The organism is Pseudosulfitobacter pseudonitzschiae, from assembly GCF_002222635.1.
Taxonomy (GTDB): Bacteria; Pseudomonadota; Alphaproteobacteria; order Rhodobacterales; family Rhodobacteraceae; genus Pseudosulfitobacter; species Pseudosulfitobacter pseudonitzschiae_A.
Genome location: NZ_CP022418.1, coordinates 195,134 through 216,793, shown reverse-complemented (window position 1 = coordinate 216,793; position 21,660 = coordinate 195,134). Strand labels below are relative to the sequence as shown.

General features: G+C 61.9%; 18 protein-coding genes and 1 pseudogene. 4 read left to right on the top strand and 15 right to left on the bottom strand.

Annotated features, from left to right (window positions below; translation table 11 throughout):
• Nucleotides 1–6: 6 nt before the first annotated feature.
• The 8 genes from SULPSESMR1_RS21915 to SULPSESMR1_RS21880 are packed head-to-tail and all read right to left on the bottom strand — an operon-like array spanning nucleotide 7 to nucleotide 9,973.
• Entirely contained in the window at nucleotides 7–2,313 is a 2,307-nt protein-coding gene (locus SULPSESMR1_RS21915; protein ID WP_089423186.1) for a molybdopterin-dependent oxidoreductase, read from the bottom strand.
• Nucleotides 2,314–2,327: 14 nt separating this feature from the next.
• Nucleotides 2,328–3,881, bottom strand: coding sequence for an acetolactate synthase large subunit (locus SULPSESMR1_RS21910; protein WP_089423185.1), 1,554 nt, complete (start codon nucleotides 3,879–3,881; stop codon nucleotides 2,328–2,330).
• The gene (locus tag SULPSESMR1_RS21905; RefSeq protein WP_089423184.1) at nucleotides 3,878–5,386 is read right to left on the bottom strand and encodes an FGGY family carbohydrate kinase; all 1,509 of its coding nucleotides are present in this window, start codon (nucleotides 5,384–5,386) and stop codon (nucleotides 3,878–3,880) included. Before SULPSESMR1_RS21905 ends, SULPSESMR1_RS21910 begins: the two co-directional genes overlap by 4 nt.
• Nucleotides 5,387–5,389: 3 nt before the next feature.
• Nucleotides 5,390–6,067 (bottom strand): class II aldolase/adducin family protein, encoded by a 678-nt coding sequence (locus SULPSESMR1_RS21900; protein WP_089423183.1) that lies wholly within the window; start codon nucleotides 6,065–6,067, stop codon nucleotides 5,390–5,392.
• A 10-nt stretch (nucleotides 6,068–6,077) separates the two neighbouring features.
• A complete protein-coding gene (locus tag SULPSESMR1_RS21895; RefSeq protein ID WP_089423182.1) occupies nucleotides 6,078–7,136 on the bottom strand; it encodes a 2-hydroxyacid dehydrogenase in 1,059 nt (352 codons plus the stop codon).
• 9 nt (nucleotides 7,137–7,145) lie between these two features.
• Entirely contained in the window at nucleotides 7,146–8,342 is a 1,197-nt protein-coding gene (locus tag SULPSESMR1_RS21890) for a CaiB/BaiF CoA transferase family protein (protein ID WP_089423181.1), read from the bottom strand.
• A gap of 48 nt (nucleotides 8,343–8,390) precedes the next feature.
• The gene (locus SULPSESMR1_RS21885) at nucleotides 8,391–9,161 is read right to left on the bottom strand and encodes a CoA transferase (protein WP_089423180.1); all 771 of its coding nucleotides are present in this window, start codon (nucleotides 9,159–9,161) and stop codon (nucleotides 8,391–8,393) included.
• On the bottom strand, nucleotides 9,158–9,973 hold the full coding sequence (locus tag SULPSESMR1_RS21880) for a CoA transferase subunit A (RefSeq protein WP_089423179.1): 816 nt from the start codon (nucleotides 9,971–9,973) through the stop codon (nucleotides 9,158–9,160). The genes SULPSESMR1_RS21885 and SULPSESMR1_RS21880 overlap by 4 nt, the downstream gene beginning before the upstream one ends.
• 227 nt (nucleotides 9,974–10,200) lie before the next feature.
• Here SULPSESMR1_RS21880 and SULPSESMR1_RS21875 point away from each other — a divergent pair, with 227 nt between their 5' ends.
• The 4 genes from SULPSESMR1_RS21875 (at nucleotide 10,201) to SULPSESMR1_RS21860 (ending at nucleotide 15,130) form a co-directional block, all read left to right on the top strand.
• A complete protein-coding gene (locus tag SULPSESMR1_RS21875; protein WP_089423178.1) occupies nucleotides 10,201–11,343 on the top strand; it encodes an ABC transporter ATP-binding protein in 1,143 nt (380 codons plus the stop codon).
• Nucleotides 11,340–13,133 (top strand): ABC transporter permease subunit, encoded by a 1,794-nt coding sequence (locus tag SULPSESMR1_RS21870; RefSeq protein ID WP_089423177.1) that lies wholly within the window; start codon nucleotides 11,340–11,342, stop codon nucleotides 13,131–13,133. The genes SULPSESMR1_RS21875 and SULPSESMR1_RS21870 overlap by 4 nt, the downstream gene beginning before the upstream one ends.
• Nucleotides 13,134–13,168: 35 nt before the next feature.
• The gene (locus SULPSESMR1_RS21865) at nucleotides 13,169–14,257 is read left to right on the top strand and encodes an extracellular solute-binding protein (RefSeq protein WP_089423176.1); all 1,089 of its coding nucleotides are present in this window, start codon (nucleotides 13,169–13,171) and stop codon (nucleotides 14,255–14,257) included.
• 117 nt (nucleotides 14,258–14,374) lie between these two features.
• The gene (locus SULPSESMR1_RS21860; RefSeq protein WP_089423175.1) at nucleotides 14,375–15,130 is read left to right on the top strand and encodes an IclR family transcriptional regulator; all 756 of its coding nucleotides are present in this window, start codon (nucleotides 14,375–14,377) and stop codon (nucleotides 15,128–15,130) included.
• A gap of 773 nt (nucleotides 15,131–15,903) precedes the next feature.
• On the opposite strand, the gene SULPSESMR1_RS21855 is transcribed toward SULPSESMR1_RS21860, so the two are convergent.
• The 7 genes and pseudogenes from SULPSESMR1_RS21855 to panB form a co-directional block, all read right to left on the bottom strand.
• The gene (locus SULPSESMR1_RS21855) at nucleotides 15,904–17,124 is read right to left on the bottom strand and encodes a type II restriction endonuclease (RefSeq protein WP_240311378.1); all 1,221 of its coding nucleotides are present in this window, start codon (nucleotides 17,122–17,124) and stop codon (nucleotides 15,904–15,906) included.
• Complete coding sequence (locus SULPSESMR1_RS21850; RefSeq protein ID WP_250161492.1) at nucleotides 17,099–17,530, bottom strand: very short patch repair endonuclease; 432 nt, start codon at nucleotides 17,528–17,530, stop codon at nucleotides 17,099–17,101. Before SULPSESMR1_RS21850 ends, SULPSESMR1_RS21855 begins: the two co-directional genes overlap by 26 nt.
• Before the next feature lie 41 nt (nucleotides 17,531–17,571).
• Nucleotides 17,572–18,801 (bottom strand): DNA (cytosine-5-)-methyltransferase, encoded by a 1,230-nt coding sequence (dcm, locus tag SULPSESMR1_RS21845; RefSeq protein WP_240311394.1) that lies wholly within the window; start codon nucleotides 18,799–18,801, stop codon nucleotides 17,572–17,574.
• A gap of 167 nt (nucleotides 18,802–18,968) precedes the next feature.
• Nucleotides 18,969–19,206: pseudogene (locus tag SULPSESMR1_RS25115) on the bottom strand (integrase core domain-containing protein); the annotation flags it as partial.
• Between the two features lie 41 nt (nucleotides 19,207–19,247).
• A complete protein-coding gene (locus tag SULPSESMR1_RS21835; RefSeq protein ID WP_114284729.1) occupies nucleotides 19,248–19,667 on the bottom strand; it encodes a tyrosine-type recombinase/integrase in 420 nt (139 codons plus the stop codon).
• Nucleotides 19,668–19,849: 182 nt separating this feature from the next.
• Nucleotides 19,850–20,737 carry a pantoate--beta-alanine ligase gene (gene panC / locus SULPSESMR1_RS21830; RefSeq protein ID WP_089423172.1) on the bottom strand — a complete coding sequence of 296 codons (888 nt, stop codon included), beginning with the start codon at nucleotides 20,735–20,737 and terminating at the stop codon, nucleotides 19,850–19,852.
• Nucleotides 20,734–21,561 carry a 3-methyl-2-oxobutanoate hydroxymethyltransferase gene (panB, locus tag SULPSESMR1_RS21825; RefSeq protein WP_089423171.1) on the bottom strand — a complete coding sequence of 276 codons (828 nt, stop codon included), beginning with the start codon at nucleotides 21,559–21,561 and terminating at the stop codon, nucleotides 20,734–20,736. The genes panC and panB overlap by 4 nt, the downstream gene beginning before the upstream one ends.
• Between the last annotated feature and the right edge of the window lie 99 nt (nucleotides 21,562–21,660).

The window sequence follows — 21,660 nt, the reverse complement described above, 5'->3', positions numbered from 1 at the left end:
CCTTTCTCAGGTCAAAAGCGCAGTCAGTTGCGCCTGATAGATTTCGATGGCATCGCCCGGATTGTCGTCATGCGGAGCGATCCGAACCAGACAGGTCTGCGCGGAACAGCCCTGTCCGAATTGCGAGGTGCCGACATCCAGCGTCAGCACGTTGGGGTTGCCGGCCAGTTCCGGCCCCTCGGCCTGTTCGGTCAGCCACGCGCCGGTGGGCAACACGGCGACGCCGGGGCGCTGGTCGGCGGTCAGCCGCGCCGTGGCAAGGCAGGCACCGCGATCGTTCCACAGGCGCACGGTTTGTCCGTCGGTGATACCGCGCGTGGTGGCGTCATCGGGGTTCAGGCGCACCTGTTCGCGACCGTTGCGTTTTTCCTCGCGGCTGGATGGGCCGGTTTCCAGCTGGCTGTGCAGCCGCCCTTTGGGTTGGTGGGACAGCAGGTGCAGAGCGTCGGACGCACCCGGTGCCCCCAGCCATTCGGCGGGCGGAATCCATGCGGGATGGGCGCGGCAATCGTCATAGCCAAGCTGCGCCAGCGCGGCGCTGCCCAACACGATCCTGCCGCTTTCCGTGGCCAGTGGCGCGGCCTGCGGGTCGGCGCGAAAGTTGGCCAGATAGGTGTGATTGTGCTGGGTCGGGCAGGCGGCGAAACCCTGCTCCCAAAACGTGTTAAAGTCGGGCATGTCAAAGTCCAGCCGCTCCCGCACATCGGTCCGGCTGAGGTCATACAGGTGCCGCACCCACCCCATTTCGTCGCGGCCTTCGTCAAAGTCCGCCCTGACGCCCAGCTTTTCCGAAATGCGGCTGAAAATCTCGAAATCCGACAGCGCCTGACCCATCGGGGCAACTGCCTGATGCATGGCAAGGATATAATCCGACCGCCGGTTTCCCGCGAGGTCGTTGCGTTCGAGCGAGGTCGAGGCAGGCAGGATGATATCGGCGCGGCGGGCGGTGGCGGTCATCATCGGGTCCTGTACGATGATGGTCTCGGGACGGGTCCATGCCTCGCTCAGCCGGTTCAGGTCCTGATGGTGGTGGAACGGGTTGCCGCCTGCCCAATAGACCAGCCGCGCATCGGGGTAATTGCGGGTCTCGCCCTGATAGGTGAACGGGGTACCGGGGTTCAGCAGCATGTCGGTGACCCGCGCCACTGGGATAAAGCTGCGGATCGCATCCATGCCCCTGCTCATCGCCGGAGACTTCCCTGTCTGGATCGGCGCACCGACCCCGCCAAGTGAGCCATAGCCATAGCCGACACCGCCACCGGGCAGGCCGATCTGGCCGATCATCGCGGCCAGCCCCAGGGCGGCCCAGAACGGTTGTTCGCCGTGATGGGCGCGTTGCAGGCTCCAGCTGACGGTCAACATGCTGCGGCTGTCGACCAGCTGCGCGGCAAGGGTGCGGATCGCGGTGGCATCCAGTCCGGTGATTTCGGCGGCCCAACCCGCATCTTTGACAACCCCGTCCTGCGTCCCGGTCAGATAGGACAGCAGCGTGTCGGCACCGCTGGTGCAGCGGTCCAGAAAATCACGGTCGTGGCGTCCGGCGGCGACGATTTCACCGGCCAGCCCCAGCATCAGCGCGGCGTCGGTGTTGGGCCGGATCGGCATCCATTCGGCGTTCAGCCAGTCGGGCAGATCATCGCGCAAGGGCGACACCAGCACGACCTTGACCCGGCGTTCGGCGATGCGGCGCAGGTGGGTTTCCAGCTGGTGGGTGCCGATGCCCCCCGCCTCGCTCTGCGAGGTGCGTGGCGACATCGCGCCGAACACCACCAGCGTCTCGGTGTGTTCGGCAATATTGTCCAGCGTGTTGGCCCCGCCGCCACAGGCGCTTTCGTTGCCCAGCGTGTGCCGCAGGATGACCGGCCCCGCGGCAATCGAATAGGTGTCGACGTGGCCGGTATAGCCACCCACCAGATTCAACATCCGTTTGAGTAGGGTCGAGGCATGGTGAAAGCGCCCGCAACTGGTCCAGCCATAGGACCCCGCAAAGATCGAGGCATTGCCATAGTCCCGCGCCACGCGCGAAATCTCGTCCGAGACCAGCGTTGTCGCCTCGTCCCAGCTGACCGGCACAAACCGGTCCGAACCGCGCTTGCGCCCGTCACTTGCGCCGCGGTCCTCCAGCCAGCCCTGCCGCACCAGCGGCTGCAAAACGCGCCGATCGCTCTTGGTCCATTCGGCCACGGAATGGATGATCGGCGACGGGGCAGGGTCGGGGCCGAACGGCTCGACGCCCACGATCCGGTTGTCATCGACAAGGATCGTATAGGCGCCCCAATGGCTGCAATGCGGCACGCGGCGGACGTTGGACATGGCGACAGGCCCTTTCATATCAAGGCTTCGATGAGGAACGGGCCACGGCGCTGGCAGGCCGCGCGCAGCAGGTCGCTGAATTCTTCGACGGTGCTGGCGCTGGCGGCCTCGACACCCATGCCCCGTGCGAGGCTGACCCAGTCCAGCGCAGGGTTGTCCAGATCCAGCATCCGGCTGGCATTGCGACCGGCGGTGCCTGCGCCCACGTCCTTCAGCTCGCCATGCAGAATCTGATAGCGGCGGTTGGCAAAGACGATGGTGACCACATCCAGTTCTTCGCGCGCCTGCGTCCACAGCGCCTGAACCGTGTACATCCCGGACCCGTCCGCTTGCAGGGTGATCACCTTGCGATCGGGGCAGGCGACAGCGGCACCGGTGGCCAGCGGCATGCCCACACCAATGGCCCCACCGGTCAGTTGCAGGAAATCATGGGGCGCCGCGCCATAGGTGTGGCGGAAGAAGTCACGTCCAGAGGTCACGGATTCGTCACAGACGATGGCATTGTCGGGCATATGATGGGCCAGGGCGACGGCGATGGCATCCGGCGTCAGCGCACCGCCCGACATATCCGGCTTGGCGCGGGACGCATGGCGCGGGGCCGGGCTGTTTGCCACCCCGAATTCATCCGCAAGCGCAGCAATGGCCGCTGGCAGATCGCTGCCTGCATCGGCCATGTCGATTACCTCGCAGCTTTCGGGCAGCATCTTGCCGGGCTTTCCGGGATAGGCAAAAAAGCCGACCGGCGCCTTTGCTCCGATCAGGATGACCTGTTCGGTTTCGGCAAAGGTCGCAAGGGCCAGATCGACCTTGTAGGGCACCCGATCAAGGGCAATCCGGCCCGCGCCGCGCATCATGCGGCCGTTCGACTGCTGTGCCATCAGCCGGGCACCGCTGCTTTGTGCAATGCGGTCCAGCGTGTCCAGTTCGGCATCGCGCAACGCCTTGCCCGAGATCAGGATCGTGGTGTTGCGCCCGTTGCGCAGGGCGGTGGCGGCCTGTGTGATGCGCGCGGCTTCCGGTGCCGTGGGTTGCGGCGGCGTAATGGCCACCGGATCGCCAGCCGGGGCGGCCCCCCACGAGGCATCGGCGGGCAGGATCAGCGTGGCGATCTGGCCCGGCGCGGTACAGGCGGCGCGGATTGCGTCCTCGGCGGTGGAGTCCAGCATTTTGGGGCTGTCCGCGCGTCCGACCCAATGTGACATCGGCCGCGCCAGGCTTTCGATATCCGAGGTCAGCGGCGCGTCAAGCTCCAGATGATAGGTCGCGTGATCGCCGACGACGTTGACCATCGGGCTGCCGGCACGCCGCGCGTTGTGCAGGTTCGCCAGCCCGTTCGCCAGCCCCGGCCCCAGGTGCAGCAGGGTCGCGGCGGGCTTTTCCGCCATACGGGCGTATCCGTCGGCGGCTCCCGTGACCACGCCCTCGAACAGGCCCAGCACGCAGCGCATCGCTGGCTGGCGGTCCAGTGCCGCGACAAAGTGCATTTCAGAGGTGCCCGGATTGGCAAAGCAGGTGTCAATTCCGTTGGCCAGCAGGGTATCGCAAAGCAGGTCGGCGCCGATTTTCATGGTGTGTCCTCGTTCAGATGTGCAGCGGCGTCCGCGATGTCGGACAATGCCGCCCAATGGGGTGATGTTGTGTCGACCAGATCGCGGAAGGATGCAAATTTTGCATCCGCATAGCGCGCGACCGGGCCGGATTGGGGTGTGATGCGGTCTTCGGACGGGCCGATCCAATGGGCCGCGACGTCGGCGGGGGATGCGTCCAGAAGATGGGGCGCTGCGATGGCGGCCAGCCCGCGCGGGCCCGCGTGGGCAGTCGGGCTGCGCACCACCGGCGTGCCCAGGCAGGTTGCCAGAAACCGCGCGAAATTCGCATCCCGCGCCAGCCCGCCACCCAGCGACAATGCGCCTTGAGCGGCACCCATCATCATGTGGCTGACCCGCGCGACAAAGGCCAGCGCCTCGCGTCCGGCCCATGCAATCTGCTGCGGTGTGGTGGCCGCACTCAGCCCGAACAGGGCGGCGCTGGCCTGCGGGTCCGTCCATGGTGCGCGCTCGCCGCCCGGCTCAAAGAAAGGATGCACCACCAGCCCTGAATACGCAGGTGACACCGACGATGGCAGGTCGCGGAACTGTCCCTGCAAATGCTGCAACAGGGTCGCGCCGTTAAAACAGGGGTGAAAGCACAGGAACCCGTCGCCCAGCACGAATTGCTGTACCATCGCCCCGCGTGGTTTCTGTGGCATCGTGTCGGGATCATCCAGCAGACAGGCGTGAATCGCACTGGTGCCAAAGACCGAAGCACGGGTGACTTCGGGACGTGTGCCCAGCCCCAGACCAATCAGCGTCGCCTGCACATCACCCGGCCCCATCAGAACCGGCAGACCCTCAGGCAGGCCGCAAGCCTGCGCTGCGGACGCCGACAATGGCGCGCGGCATTGGCCCACGGGGGCGAATTCGGGCAGAACGTCGATGCCACGGGTCAGTCCCAGCACCTTTGGTATCTCTGCCGACATGCTGCCATCGCGCCAGCTGCCCCAGACCGGCAAGGCGGCGCTTGGCTCGGCCTGAAGGGTGCCGGTGAAGGCGTAAAACAACCAGTCCTTCAGCCGCAGGATTTTTGCGATCCGCTGAAAACGGTCAGGCTCATGGCGTTGCAGCCAAAGCAGTTGCAGACTTTGCGCGGCAGCGGTGGGGCGCGATCCGGTGATGTCCTCGATCCGGTCCAGTGCACTGCCCAGTTCGCTGACCAGCCCCCGCGCCCGGCCGTCCAGCCATGTCATCGCAGGCCCGACCGGCTGGCCGTCTGCATCCAGCGGCCACAGCCCGTCACCCTGTCCCGTCAGGATCAGCCCCCGGGGTGCGTGACCGGGCGTGCGCGCCATGCAATCGCGCAGCGCCCGTACCGCCAGTTCGCGCGAGGCATCCATGTCCTGTTCAACCCGCAAGCCAGTGCGCGTCAGCGCAGTGTTGGGCAAATCCACATGCGCCAGCAGCTGTCCCGAAGCATCAAAGGCGGCGGCCTTGACCGCCGTCGTGCCGCTGTCCAGGCACAGGATCACAGGGGCCACGTGTTACGACGCATGTCGCAGACCTTCTTGAACCTCGGGAGTCTGCTGGCCGTAGGTCTTGAATTTCTCAAGCACTACGGCGATCTGCGCCTCGGACAGAACCGGCGGTTCGCCCATCGGCAGCAACGCCAGCAATTGCGTCGCCAGCTCTTCGACGGTGACCGCAAGCGCCAGCGCGCGGGCAATGGACACATGTGCCGCGATCACGCCGTGATGCGCCATCAGACAGGCGCGGCGGCCCTCCAGCGCCTTGACGACTTCGTGGGCCAGTTCCTGCGTGCCGAACAGCTCATAGGGCGCACAGCGGATGCTGTCCCCGCCGGCGGCCGCAATCGAATAGTGGATGGCCGGGATGTCACGGCCCAGTACCGACACGCTGGTCGCCTTGGTCGAATGGGTGTGCACAACGGCGTTCAGCTCGGGACGCGCTTGCAGGATGTCGCGGTGAAAGCGCCATTCGCTGGACGGCAGCACGTCGCCGGTAAACGAGGCGTCCCAATTCATCGCAACCACATGTTCGGGGCGCAGCTTGTCATAGGGGATGCCGGTGGGCGAGATCAGAAAGCCGTCGCCGTGGCGGACGCTGATGTTGCCCGCCGTGCCCTTGTTGATGCCCAGCCCGTTCATCGCGCGGCAGGCTTCGATCAGTTCGGTTCGCAAGGTCAGCTCTTGGTCGGTCATGTCTCTATCCTCAGGTGCACAGGTTGTGGGGCGTATCGCCCGCCAGAAAACGCGCGATGTCCTCTGCGATCACGGTGGCGGCCTTTTTCGCAGAAAGCCGCGAGGCACCGGCGATATGCGGCGACAGGGTGACGTTAGGCAGTTGCAACAACGGCATGTCGGCGGGCGGCGGTTCGGGGGTAAAGGTATCAAGTGCGGCACCGCGCAAATGCCCGGAGACCAGCGCATCATACAGCGCGTCATAGTCCAGGACCTGCCCGCGCGTGGTGTTCACAATATAGCCGCCGGGTTTCATCGCCGCGATCCGCTCGCGGCTGATCATGCCGATGGTTTCGGGCGTCACGCGCGGGTGCAGCGTGACCACATCCGCATCGGCCAGCAGCGCGTCCAGTTCGGCCTTGCGAAAGCCTGCGGCGGTTTCCTCGGGGGTCAGCGGTTTGAACGGGTCATAGATCACGATCTCGCACCCGAAGGGCTGCAACAGCCGCGCGACGCGGGTGCCGATGTCGCCATAGCCGACGATGCCAACGGTCAGTTCGCCCAGCTCCGGGCCTGCATTGTCATAGTGGTAATAGTCGCGGTTGAACGACCCGCTTTTCACCGCCAGATGCCCCCGGATCAGGTTGCGCGTTTCCGCCAGCAACGAGGCCACGGTGAATTCCGCCACCGCCGATGCGTTGCGGCCCGGTGTGTTGACCACGCTCAGGCCGCGGTCGCGGGCGGCAGGCATTTCGATGTTCACCGGCCCGCCGCGCGACACGGCGATCAGCTTCAGTCCGGGCGCATGGTCCAGACTGTGCGCGGTGATCGGCGCAAGGTGGGTCACCAGAAGGTCCAGATCTGACAGGAAGTCAAAGTAATCCTCGGGCCTGCCGACGAATTCCCCCACGGGCAGATCAGGATCGACCTTGGTCGATTTGACATGCAGCGGCCAATCCAGTTCCAGCTCGCGGAAGGTGATCTCGCGGTCCCCCAGCCGGGCTTCAAGCGCCTTGCGGAACAGTGCGGGCTGCATGAACCCGTCACCGATGATGCCGATGGTCAGAGGCGTTCTATCATGCGTTGTCATGCAGCTGTCCTAAGCTTTCTCGGGTGCGGCTACGGGGTCCAGCCCCGGCAGCACATCGCGGTAGGTCTCCAGGTCCAGCCCGTGTTCGGCCATCACCTCGACCGTGTGCTGGGCAAAGCGGGGCGGTGCGCTGTGATAGCTGACGGGCGTGCGCGACATCTTGATCGGGCTGCCGGTGCCGCGATAATTGCCGATGTCCACGATCATTTCACGGTGTGTCGTATGCGGGTCGGCCACGACCTCGTCGATGGTCCGTACGGCGCCGCAGGGCACGCCCATGCGGATCAGCTTTTCGGACAGGGGCGCGCAGTCAAACTCCGACATCGCGGTTTCCAGCTCCACCTTGAGCGCGTCGGCATTGGCCAGCCGGTCGGCATTGCTGGCAAAGCGGGGGTCCGTGGCCAGCGCGGGGTTGCCGATGCCTTCGCAGAGCTTGGCGAACTGGCGGTTGTTGCCGACGGTCAGGAACAGCGGTGCGGTTTTGGTCTGATAGGTGTCATAGGGGCAGATGTTGGGATGCGCGTTCCCGGTGGGGGCTGCGACCTTGCCGGACAGGTAGTAATTGGGCAGATGCGGGTGCAACAGCGACACGCCGCAATCGTACAGGGTCGTTTCGATGAACTGGCCGTGCCCGCTGGTTGCGCGTTCGTTCAGCGCCATGCACACACCCAGCGCCGCGTTCAGGCCGGTGACCATGTCGACGACAGGCAGGCCCACGCGCGTGGCATCGCCACCGCGTTCACCGTTGACGCTCATGATGCCACAGACCGCCTGGATCGCCGCGTCATAGCCGGGCAGGCCGCCCATCGGACCGTCGGCGCCAAAGCCCGACACCCGGCAATGGACCAGCTTTGGAAACCGCGCCTGCAACTCTTGGGTGCCCAGGCCCCAGCGTTCCAGCGTGCCGGTCTTGAAGTTTTCCAGGAACACGTCGGCATCGGCCAGCAGTTCCAGCAACAATGTGCGGCCTGCCGGTTGCGAGATGTCCACCGCAATGCCGCGTTTGTTGCGGTTCAGACCCTGAAAATAACTTGCCGCCCCGTCCAGAAAGGGAGGACCCCATCCGCGGGTTTCGTCACCGGCTGGCGGTTCCAGCTTGATCACATCGGCGCCGTGGTCGGCCAGGATCTGGCCGCAATAGGGCCCACCAAGCACTCGGCTGGCGTCGATGACCTTGAGGTTGGAAAGGGAGCCGGTGGGCGTCATGCAGTTCTCCGTTCAATCGGGATATGCGGCCCGCAACGGGCCGTGGTTTCAGCTGTGTTGGGTTTGGGCGGCCAGATCGCGCCGCCAGTTTTCGGCAAAGGCCGGGTAGGTTTCAGCAAGCTTGTCCAGAACCGGACCGCGCAACAAGGCAAGCGTGGCGGCATCGGGCGCGGGGGTTTGCGGCACCTCGTCGGGGTGGTCAAAGTCAAAGCCGGTCGCGTCGCGGATCGTCTCGAGCGTTTCGCCGGGGTGGACCGAGACAAGGGTGAAGCCGGGCCGCGTTTTGTCAAAGGAAAACAGCGCCTTGCCTGTCAACAGCGCGACGGGGCCGCCGGGACGATACACATCCGGCGGGCTGACACCGGGGGCCGAGATGAAATCGACCTGTTCGACCATCACGCGGGGGCTGTGTTCTTCGCGGAACAGGATCACGCGGGGCACGACGAAATACAGATAGGCTGACCCGAAAGAGCCGGGCCAGCGGACCTTGCTTTGCGGATAATCGCCCGCGCCGACAAGGTTGACGTTCGCCTGTCCGTCGATCTGCCCGCCGCCCAGGAAAAAGGCGTCGATACGTCCCTGTCCGGCACAATCGAACAGTTCGCCCGATCCGTTGGTGAAAAAGTTGTGCGCGACAGACCCAAGGATCGACAGGCGCACGTGGCGTGTCTGTTCATCCAGCGCCTGGCGCAGCATGGCACCGGCGGCGGGCATCGGAGAGGATGCGCCAACAGCCACGTGACGCACATCGGCCAGCAGGGCGGCGATGGCGGTGATCAGCGTTTCGCTGGGCAGGACGGGGGTGTCGGCGTGTGTCATGGGTGTGCGTCGTTCCGGGTGTCGGTCGCGGCCATATAGGCGTCGAACCCCTCTTGCGTGCGGGCGGCGGCGGCATAGCGTTTCAGCTCGTCGGTATCCGCCGGATAAACGCCCCACAGGCCGTAGGGCCACGCCCCTTGCGGCACATGGGCAATGCCCGACACATACAAGGCGGGCAGAACCCCCGCGGCGGTTGTCTCATCCGCCAGCAGGTTGTCGTCCACGATGCGGTCAACGGTGACATAGGTGTCGGTCGCGGCATAGGCCATCGGCGCCAGTTCACGTCGCCGCCCGATCCAGACGTTGCCCGCGCGGTCGGCCATGGGCGCGTGGAAAATGGCGACATCGGGCTTGATCGCCGGAATCAGCACCACCGGATCGCCCTGATCGGCAAAGGGATTGTCGATCATTTTCCAGTCGGGGCGGTTGCGCAGAACGTCGGTTCCGATCAGGCCGCGCATCGGGAAGAACGGCGATCCCTTTTGCGCCGCGATCAGGCCCGCGTGAACGGCGGGACAGGTGGCATCAATGACGCGAATGCGCCCTTCTTTCACAGCCGCGTTGAACCGGGGGGCGCCACCGGCCTCGCCCAGGCTGACGGCGCTGGTTTCCACCGACCGCACACAGTTCGCGCCAATCAGCTGGTCCACCTGCAAGCCGCCGGTCGGGACACAGACAAGGTCAAGATCACGCAGCCCGCGTGCGATCATGGGACGGGTAAATGCCATCGCAACGCCGGCGTAATCGACGGGCACGGCGATCCGCATTCCGTCCCTGAGCCTGTCCACCAGACTGTCCACATTCGTTAGCATTTCGGTTCGCCTGCTGCTTGGTGCGTTTTGGTCCCTGTTGTTCTGTATTGTGGAACAACATTTCAACAACAAGGTATTCAGGCAGAGGGAAATTTGTCAATCGCTCAAATTTGCCGCAGCGCAGCAACGTTTTAAGTGGTCAGCTAGGGGATTGACAGGTGATTTTTTCGATACAATGATCGTATTCGGAATAGCGTTCTATAATATGGAACACTAGGGAGGATAAGATGACATTGAAGCTGGCAGACCCTGTTGTTGTGCCCGGCGGTGCTGACGCCCGATGCGATGACGTGTCGCGTGCGGGCATCGGCTCGGGGATCACGATCGAGAATGTAACGAAACGATACGGTGCATTCGTGGCAGCGGACCGCATATGTCTGGACATCCAGCCGGGAGAGTTCGTGACGCTTCTGGGTCCTTCGGGCAGCGGCAAGACAACCTTGCTGAACCTGCTTGCCGGATTCCAACGCGTCGATGGCGGCGAAATCCGTGTCGATGGCAAGCCGATCCAGAACGTGCCTGTCCACAAGCGCGGGTTCGGCATGGTGTTTCAAAGTTATGCGCTGTTTCCCAACATGACGGTGGCGCAGAACGTCAGTTTTCCGATGCGGATGGCAGGGATCAGCCGCGCCGACAGCGACCGGCGGGTCGCCGAAACGCTGGAGATGATGCAGCTTTCGGATTCAGCGGCCAAGATGCCCTCGGAAATGTCGGGCGGCCAGCAGCAGCGGGTCGCGATTGCGCGGTCGATTGTCATGCGGCCAAAGGTCGTTTTGATGGACGAACCGCTGAGTGCACTGGACCGGCGGCTGCGCGAATCCATCCAGATGGAAATCCGCGACCTGCACCGGACTATCGGCAGCACGTTCCTGTTTGTCACCCATGACCAGAGCGAGGCACTGACCATGTCGGACCGCATTGCCGTCATGGACGCGGGGCGCATCATCCAGGTGGATCGCCCCGAAACCATCTATCGCCAGCCTTGCAACCGCTTCGTCGCGGGCTTTGTCGGGGAAAGCAACCTGATCGACGCCGAGATCGTACGCCGTGAAGGTGCGGCGCTGGTTCTGCGCACTAAGACCGGCCACACTTTCCGCAGCCCGGCACCCGAGGAAGTCTCGGGCCGCAACGTAACGGTTCTGGTGCGTCCCGAAAGGCTGATCCTGTCCGATATGCCGGGTCAGGAATCGATTCCGGCACGTGTGAAATCGGCGCTGTTCCTGGGTGAAATCCTGCGGATCGAAGTGACGCTGGACAGCGGCGAGACGCTGCTGGTGCGCTGTTCCGACAGTGCCGGTCAGACACTGCCTGCGCCCGGCAGCATGGTACATGTCAGCTGGGGCATGTCGGACGGGTGGGTTCTGGCATGACACAGACGGATACGCACCAAGGTAACCCGGGGGTTACTCCCTCTCGCAGCCTGTCGGAACGGCTGAAAGATCCGGCGCTGTTGCTGATCCCCGCCTTTGCCTTTCTGGGGTTCATGTACCTGCTGCCGCTGATCGACCTGATGCAGACCAGCGTCGAAGGTGATCCGTGGTGGGCCGATCTGCAGCGGGTGCTGTCGGTGCCCTTGTATTTCGATTCGCTGGTGCGGACGATGAACATCGCGCTGACCGTGGCGCTGTTGTGCGCGCTGATCGGATACCCCGCGGCCCTGCTGATCCAGCGCACCAAGGGGATCACGCAGGTGCTGGTGGCGATGGCGATCATCCTGCCCTATTTCATCGCGATCCTGATCCGCACCTATGCCTGGATGGTGCTGTTGGGGCGCAACGGGCCGATCAACAAATTTGCGGTCTGGATTGGCGCCTTTGACGAGCCTGTCGGCCTGTTGTTCAACCGCGGCAGCGTGCTTTTGGGTATGACGGCAGTGCTTTTGCCGATCATGGTGCTGAGCATCTATTCCAGCTTGTCACGGCTGGACCCGGCGCTGGTGCGCGCGGCGATGGCGAATGGCGCGGGGCCGCTGGCCGCATTCTGGCGGGTGCTGCTGCCGCTCACCTTGCCCGGTGTTGGTGCCGGTTTCCTTCTGGTCTTTGTTCAGGCGCTGGGTTTTTTCATTACGCCCAGCCTGTTGGGCGGACCGGGTGACATGATGTTTGCCATGCACATCACCCAACAGGCGGATTCGATCACCGGCGAGGGGTTCTTGCAGGCTTTGGCCGTTGTGCTTTTGGTGCTGACGCTGGTTGTTGTGGCCGTCGCAGGGCGCTTTCTGGGGTTCGAATTTATCTGGGGCGGCGAGCGTAAAGGCCCGATGCCCAAGGCGCGGCACGACGTGGCCCGCGTGACACCGGCACGCGGCGGGATAAAGAATGCGATTGCCGACAGGATCGGCTGGCCGCTGCTGCGCGGGCTGGGTGCGCTGAATGCCCGCTGGGGCGAATGGACCGTGCGGGTTCTGGCCATTTGCGTGATTGCGACGCTGGTCCTGCCCATCGTCGTCGTCATGATCATCTCGTTCAGCAAAGCCAGCTACCTGACCTTTCCACCGACCGAATATTCGCTGCGCTGGTACGAGAAATTCTTTTCCGACCGCAACTGGATGTCGGCGTTCTGGAATTCACTGTTCATCGCCATCATGTCCGCCGGAATCTCGGTCACGCTGGGTGCGACGGCGGCAATGGGGATCGTGCGCAGTTCGATCCGGGGCAAGTCCACGCTGATGCTGTTGCTGGTCAGCCCGATCATCGTACCGCCCGTGGTGCTGGGCCTGTCGCTGTACAGCCTGTTTCTGAAATTCGACATGGTAGGTACCTATTGGGGGCTGGCCGCGGCCCATTCCATCGGTGGCATTCCCATCGTGGTGGTGATTGTTGCGGCGGCCTTGCAAGGGGTCGACCGCAAGCTTGAACAAGGGGCCGCAGTGCATGGCGCGTCGCCGCTGACGGTGTTTCGCAAGGTGACATTGCCCGCGATTGCGCCCGGTCTGGGGGCTGCGGTGTTCTTTGCCTTTTTGCATTCCTTTGACGAATTGGTGCTGACGCTGTTCCTGTCCAGCCCCCGCATGAAGACCCTGCCGCTGATGCTGTGGGGCGACATCAACTATCAACTGAATCCGGTTCTGGCTGTCGTGTCGACGCTCGAGGTTCTGCTGGTCGTTGGTGGCATCATATTGGCGCGTCCGGTCTTTGCCCGGGCCCGCGCCGACACTTGAACGACCCAACGACAACACAGGAGGAGGAGAAGAAAATGTTTATTACTGAATTTAGAAAAATGGGCCTGTCGGTGCTTGCCGCCGCTGCCCTACTGACGGGCGGCGTTCAGCTGGCGTCGGCCGATGGTGAAGTGATCATGCAGGACCCGGGTGGCAGTTATGGCGATGCCTTGCAGTCGGTGATGTACAACGGTTTTGAAGACGAGACCGGTATTGACGTGATCACGGTGCAAGAGGCGCGGTCCGGCCCCCGGATCAAGGCGCAGGTGGATGCGGGCAAGACCGAGTGGGATCTGACGTTCATCTTTGACCAGGAGGTCAACCTGCTGGGCGATTGTTGTCTTGCCGACATTGATTATGACAAGCTGTCGGACAGCGCCAAGGAAACGCTGGCCACCATGCCCGACAACCTGAAACGTCCCAAGGGCGTGGCCTTGCAGGTAATTGGTGTGGGTCTGGTCTATAACACCGATGTCTACACCGGTGACGACGTTCCCCAAAGCTGGGCCGATTTCTGGGATGTCGAAAATTTCCCCGGCGAACGGTGTCTTCCAGCATGGCCGCGGTTTACCATGGAGGCCGCGCTGATGGCCGACGGGGTGGCCAAAGAGGACCTGTATCCGCTGGATATGGAACGCGCGCTGAAAAAGCTGGAAGAGATCAAGCCCCACGTCACTAAGTGGTGGACAACCTCGGCACAGCCGCCGCAGCTTTTGCTGGATGGCGAGGCCGATATGTGCATGGCCTATACCGGTTCAACATCGCTTCTGGCGCTGGACGGTGCACCGATCGAGGTCGAGTGGAACCAGGGCTTTGTCTACTATGATTTCTTCTCGATCCCCAAGGATGCGCCGAACTACGACAACGCGCTGAAGCTGCTGTCGTGGCGTCTGGACGCCGATCTGGCGGCAGAGCTGACATCGACCTATCCGGTGGCCCTGCCGTCGCCGCTGGTCTTTGAAAAGGCCGATCCCGAGATCAGCAAGTATTGGGCGAACAACCCCGAGAACGTGGAAAAAGCCATCGAATGGAGCCCGGAATTCTGGGGCGCGCAGGCTCCATCGGGCAACATGACCAACGAAGAGTACGGTCAGGAGCAGCTGAACAGCTTGCTGGCGAAATAACCGGCAGATGACAGGATCGGCGGCTGCGGGGCGATGTCCTGTGGCCGCCATTTCGTTACGGAACCCTGTTGCGCGATGCACTGTTCACAGCGTGATATTCAAGGTAACAGAACTGTCATGGACAAGGCATTTATCAAGGGGTTGCGCCTGATCGAAGCGCTTGCGCACAGCGAGAAGCCGCGCGGCGTCACCGAGCTTGCTGCCGAACTGGGCCTGACCAAAAGCAACGTGCACCGGCTGTTGGCGACCTTGGTGGCACAGGGATATGTCCATCAGGACCCGCAATACAGCACCTATGCACTGGGCACCAAGATTTGGGAGCTGGGCAGCCATGTGATCCGGCGGCTGGACCTGACCAAGGTGGCGCGCCCTGCAATGGAACGTCTGGCGGCGCTGACCGGCGAAACGGTGCACCTGTCGGTTCTGGACGACATGGACGTTGTCTATCTGGACAAGATCGAAAGCAGCCACCACATCCGCGCCCACACCCATGTGGGTCAACGCGCGCCAGCCTATACGATGGCGACAGGCAAGGCGATGCTGGCGCGGATGCCCGATGCCTATCTGGAACGCTATCACAACCGGTTTCAAAGCTTTACGCCGACCACCATCACGACAATGGACCAGCTTCATCGCGCCATAGAAGAGGTGCGGGCGACCGGCTTTGCCGTGGTGCCGCACGGGGAATGGCGCGCCGGAATCGCGGCCTGTGCCTGTGCGATCCTTGGACCCAATGGCGATCTGGCCGGTGCGATTGGCGTGTCCGGCCCCGACACCCGCGTCAAACGCGAAGAGCTGGATGCCTTCAGCCCGCATCTGGTTGCTGCGGCCTCTGCGATTTCGTCCGCGCTTGGATACACCGCCGAGCGTTGACACGGACGCGCCTGTGCGCGCCGTCCTGGCTTTTTCAGTCAACTTTGTTGCGCCCCGCGTCTGCCCGTTCCGTCGCGCGACAAAGGCCCGCACGGACAGCTCATAGCTTGTTGCAATGGCGAGGAGGATTAGCACGAGGTAGCTACGCGTGATTCTTGGCGCCACCATGCTAAGCCCGATCCCGGCCAGCCCAAAGCCTAGCCCATAGGCCAACACGAATACTCCGGTGCCTTACGCGGAAAGTCCAAAGGCCTGCCGCACGCCTTCGCCGAAGAAGGCAAAGCTGCCATAGAAGGCCACCGTATATTCAGGGAACGGTTGCGAAGATCGACGGCGAAAAGATCGGTTGCCCACTTTTGGCCTTCGTACATGTCACAACTGAGGGCTGGGGCATGAGCGAGCCAATCCTGGCGCTGCGGAATCTGGCTGATGTCGAAGAAATACACACCGTCGCCGGAGATACCTGCCTGGTCCTCAAACTGCGCTGCTCTGGACCTGCCAGTCTTGAACAGAGATCCTCTCGCGCATTCAGCAGACTAAGGGCGTGCGCTATACTCAGAGCTATGTGGTGCTTCCCTCCTCTAGAAGAGCCGAACGCCATGTACCGAATGCCCGTTTGACCAAATTGATGTCAGAACTAATCGTCAGCATGTATGTGGTTCTCCGGTTAAGCTTTTAGGCGTGGATAGCTATGCGTTAGATAGGATGCCTTTGATGGCTGCTGCGACGTTCTGGGCATATCTCTGAAGCAACCACAGCGACATACCAGCGTTTCAGCCTTGCCGCGCCCGAACCTCATTGATGAAATCCCCAACTGACCACAGCCAGCCGCGCTGCGCATCTGTATAGCTGCTGTGAACAGGGGAGGGGACCACGAGCTGAAGGCTGGACGCCTCCATCTGGTCGGTCTGTGGCTCTGAAATCCCCGGTTCCAGCGTCAGAAGATGTTTGCGGCTGATCTTCTCGGCCTCAGCCAGAACCTGCCGCCAGCGATCCTTGCAAGTGGATTTGGCCCCCAGCATCGTCAGGCGTGCGTCGCCCTCAGCTGGAGCTGCCTGGTAGGTCTCCAGATCGGGGAACAGGAAGTCGGGCTTGTGCTTGTGTTCTGTCATCGCGCCCCGGACATGCCGGACGTCGTGCGCCCTGAGAACAGCAGCCAGATGGTTCTCCAGTGAATGCCCCATGCGGGATTTGCGTCGGTTCTGCACGCTTAGGGAAAAACTGATGAAGCCGTCAACGTCCGTGCCGCTGTTAACCACGAACCCGGCTTCGATCCGCGATGATACAACCTTGCGCTCCAGTCGCCGGAACAGCGCCTCCTCATGGTCCAGCCACGCGATAAGTGCTGCATCCGGGTCGTCCTCGGCGCGGACCTCGGGCAGGGTGAGGCGGGCAAGATCGGAAAACTCTGCCGTCTTCGGGAAAGTGGTGCCGAACTTCTCGATGATGCTGTCCAGCTTGTCGGCCTCGGGTTCCTCGAACTCGACGCCGATTTCATCCAGGATGAAGCGGGCCGCAAAGTCCAGCTCCGGCTCCTCGTTCGAGAACTCGCGCGATACAAACGATTTGCCTTCCGGGCGCAGGCCGAACAGCCAGAAGAGTTGCTGCTCGCTGGTGGACCCCTCCGGGGCCACGATGAACCACAGGACGCCGCTCTGGTCCTTGGCAAGGAACAGGGTATCTCCGGCCTTCATGGCTACCGTGACGGGATTGGAAGGGTAGTAGAGCCGCCATTCGGCAGCACGGGGCTTGTTGAGGCGCGCGTCGTAGTGCGTGGCCCAGCTCTCCTCGGTGAAACCCTCCTGATCACCGCCCAGCCAAATATAGATCGCTGGGAACTTCTCTTGATGGTTCTCACCCAGGAAGTCGTCCCGCATCTTCTTCGTCGTGCCAACCTCATGCTGGTTCGATGTCGTCGGCTCGGCATCCACGGCAGACAGGCGCTTGACCCCTACACCTTCGAAATAGTCAGACAGTTGCCCGCGTTTTATCACCGCTCACCTCCAGTGTTCTTATATCTGATTTCAACCACATGGCGCATTGATCGACAACGTTTTCGAAGGGCAGGCGGTTTTTGCCCTTTAGGGCGCATTCCCAAACGGTTCCGATGCGCCATCCCGTCTCGATCAGGGTCTTATACTGAACCCGGTCGCGCTCCATGTTCTTCCCGATCTTCCCGCGCCAGAACTCTTCCCGGCTTTTAGGCCAGCGAAACAGATGGCAGTCGTGGCCGTGCCAGAAACAACCGTGAACGAAGATCACCGCGCCCCTGCCTGAAAAAACAAGGTCGGGTTTTCCCGGCAGGTCTTTGCGGTGCAGGCGAAACCGGAATCCGCGCCTGTGCAGCGCGGATCGAATTATCAGCTCCGGTCTGGTGTTCTTGCCTTTGATACCGGCCATCATCCGACTTCGGACCGTGGCTGTGACAGTATCGGCAGGCATTACTCGGCTGCGATACCGGGTTCGGGCAGGGGAAGCTGAACCTGCATCGTGGCTGGCACTTCTCGCCCATCCAGTTCCATTGCATCCATGATGCGCGGCTGCATGAGCCGCGCGACCGCGTTCACAACCGGCACAACAACCGCATTGCCGAACTGGCGATAGCCCTGCGTGTCGGAAACGGGGATCTTCCAGTCCGTCTGTCCGGGCTTCTCGAATCCCATCAGGCGCGCGCATTCACGCGGTGTCAGACGGCGCGGGCGGTCGCCCTTCTGCTCGATCAGGATTTCGGAGCCGTCCTTGTAGTAGCGGGCAGAAAGGGTGCGGGCTACGTCCTTGGGGCCAAAGAGCGAAAACCCGAAGCCATTACCGGCCTTCCTGTGCTTTTCCTTGTAGCCCTGAAGGTAGTTCCACAGGTTTTCCGTAAGCGTGTATTTTGGATCAATCTCTTTATCGAGGATCGAACCCAGCTTCGGGCCGTCACCTTCAGGCACGGAAAGCTGACCGAAGTCGAACTCGATGCTGTGATCCCTGAAGCCGACGATGAAGATGCGCTCGCGCTTCTGTGGCACCCAAGGCGTCGAACTGATCACCTTGTGGAATACGCGATAACCCAGCTCCTTCTCCAGCACATGGATGATCGTGGCAAAGGTCTTGCCGCCGTCATGGCGCTCAAGGTTCTTCACGTTCTCCAGAAGGAATGCTGGCGGTTTGTGATGGTCGATAATCTTGGCCAGATCATAGAAAAGCGTCCCTTGCGTATCGCAGAGGAAACCATGCGGACGGCCAAGGGCGTTTTTCTTGCTGACGCCCGCGATAGAGAACGGCTGACAGGGAAAACCGGCCAGAAGCACATCATGGGCAGGGATTTTTTCCGGAGCGTTCGCATAGGGGCGCACGTCTTCCGCAAAGATATGTTCACTGTTGGCAGGCTCTGGGAAATTGGCGCTGTAGGTCTCGCGGCTGAACCGGTCCCACTCCGCAGTGAAGACACACCGCCCCCCGATAGCCTCGAAAGGCAGGCGTAGGCCTCCGATACCCGCAAAGAGGTCGATGAAGCGGAAACCCTCCGGGCGCTCGCCCGTGCAGCGCGCATCCGCTGTCTGGCGCAGCTTCTCCAGTCGGAGCCGGTCGATCCGCTTGCCTTCGCCGTTGATATGACGCCGGACTGTCCGGGCGTTTACATCCAGAAGCTCTGCCGCCGTGTCGATGTCGAGACCGGCGCGCTCCATCAATTCTGCAAATTCTGTCCGTGGATGCGCGTTCATGTGCCTGCCCCTGTTTTGTGTCGGTTATTGACAATATGTCATAATCCGTCCCAGCGCGTTTGGAAACCCCTTTTGCCACTTGTTCATATTTTGTTCTAATGTGGCGTTAGCGGCGAAATGACTGCTATCCAATGATCATGTCCCGATGCCGCCACTAAATTGCGGGCATGGCGCAAGCTGTCGAACAGGTGCTCGTTTAGCAATTCATCGCGCATGCGACCGTTGAAGCTTTCAACGAAGCCATTCTGCATCGGCTTGCCTGGCGCGATGTAATGCCAGTCGACCTTGCGGTCCTCCTGCCATTTCAGGATGGCGTTGGAAGTCAGCTCCGTCGTTGTCAGAGACAACCATGCAGGGATATCCCTTCTGTGTCATGGCCCAATCCACGGCACACCGCCGCGCACCGGGCCTCAGAAGTTTTTTCCCAGCATTTCCTTCAACGTCGACACATCCATCATCTGCTCGGCCAGCAATTTCTTCAGCTTGGCATTCTCGGCCTCCAGCGCCTTCAGCTTCTTGGCATCCGACACTTCCATCTCGCCGAACTCCTCCTGCAATTCATGGTTCTGCACAAAGACGATCCGCTTCTTGTTGCCTTTGCCCCGGACGAGGGTCTGGCTTCCGTCCTGCGAGACATCGCGGACCTTCAGGTTTGTCAGTTCACTGATCCGCAGTCCGGTTACGATCAGCAGCTTAACGATCAGGATCGTGACATCGTTTTGCGAGGCTGGCTTAGCGTCGTCTGCGCCCGATTTCGACCGCGCAGCGATGGGGCCTTCACTGGCTTGAAGAACCGCTCTGAGGATGTCTCGATCGATGGGGCGCGGCAAGCGACGCGGGATCCTCACCGAGATACGGACGTCGGCGAACGGGGAGGACAGGGCGTTGTTCCGGTCTTCGCGCTAGGCAAAGTACGATTTGAGGGTCATTCATCTCTCAGCTTTCGTTACGATCTTACAGGCCCGCTACGTGAGAGCCACGGCCTCAACCGGAACGTCACCTTTGATAAAAATCAGACTGGTTCGACTAATTTTGCTGCAACTTTCTGGGCGGAACGTTCCGTTGCTACCGGCATATTGTCAATCAATCGAACCCCGTTCAGCCAAGCGGCAACGAACAGGCGCGCGGGCTGGTCCGCGGTCGTCAATGTCAGTAGGTCGGAATCACTGCGCAATTCAAAATAGTCCACCGCGTCAAAGCCAGCGACGAGCAATGCCTGACGGGCGGTCTCAAGCGCCAGCGCGACGTTCCCGCCCTGACGGATCACGTTGGCTGCGCTTTTAAGCACGCGCCCGATCACCGGAGCCATCTGACGTGCTTCCGAACCAAGCCGAAGATTGCGTGAAGACATGGCAAGGCCATCGTCTTCACGGACAGTGGGGCAGGCGACAATCTCGGTTTTCAAATCAAGATCGGCAACGACGCGGCGGACCACCTGAAGCTGCTGGTAATCCTTCTCTCCGAAGAACGTACAATCTGCATCGGTCTGTAACAGCAACTTGGTCACGACAGTCGCCACGCCGTCGAAATGACCAGGCCGGTCACCGCCACACAGCCCGTCGCTGACACCGGACACGGAAATCGTCGTGGAAAAGCCAGTGGGGTAAATCTCCTCAGGCTCGGGCACATAGAGCACGTCAACATCAAGTGGACCGAGGATGCGGGCGTCACTTTCTTCGGTTTTGGGATATTTTGCGAGGTCTTCGGGGTTGTTGAACTGACGCGGGTTGACGAAGATCGTCACAATCACGCGGTCGGCGCGGCTGTGGGCGGCCTTGACCAGGCTAAGGTGTCCATCATGCAGGGCGCCCATTGTTAGAACAACACCAATCGTTTCCCCCGCCCTGCGCCAGTTGCCTGTCAGAGCCTGCAGGTCTGATTTCCGACGGATGATTTTCATGAGGCGGTTCCTTGGTCAGTGAATACGTGCTCGGCGGCGGGAAAGCTGCGCGCGCGGACTTCGGCAGCATAGGTTTCGATGGCAGCGGACGCATCAGCGGCCAGATGGGCATAGCGCTTGACGAACTTCGGCTTGAAGGCGTCGAACAGGCCCAGCATATCGTCGATCACGAGGATCTGGCCGTCGCAACCAGCCGACGCGCCGATACCGACCGTTGGGATTGCAATCCGGGCGGTTATGTCATCGGCCAAAGCAGCGGGCACCTTTTCCAGAACCACCGAAAACGCACCGGCATCGGCCACGGCTTGGGCATCATCGCGAATACGCGCAGCATCTGTTCCACGGCCTTGTACCTTGTAACCACCAATGGCATTTACCGCCTGCGGGGTCAGCCCAATATGTGCCATCACCGGTATGCCGCGTTCGGTCAAAAACCGGATCGTATCGGCCATGTGCCGCCCGCCTTCCAGCTTGACTGCTCCGGCGCCTGTGTCTGCCATCAGTCGTGCGGCGTTGCGAAAAGCCTGGGCCGGGCTTTCTTCGTAGCTGCCAAAGGGCATGTCGATCACCATTAATGCCCGTTCGGTGCCCCGTGCCACCGCACGCCCGTGCAAGGTCATCATTTCCATTGTGACGTCGAGCGTTGAGGTCAGACCGTGCAGCACCATCCCCACACTGTCGCCCACTAGAACGAGATCGCAGTGTTCATCTGCGAGCTTTGCAACCGGCGTGGTATAGGCGGTCAAACAAACCAATGGCGCTGCCCCCTTGCGGGCGAGAATATCGGCGGCGTTCAGAGCTTTGTTCTGTGCGGGTCGGCTCATTCAGATTCCCCAGTTTTACGTCAGGTAAGCCGCCTAAGGAATTCATGGACGCTTTGCAAGCGCAGCGTAATATTATTGCGTTAACAGTTCCTGTTTTCG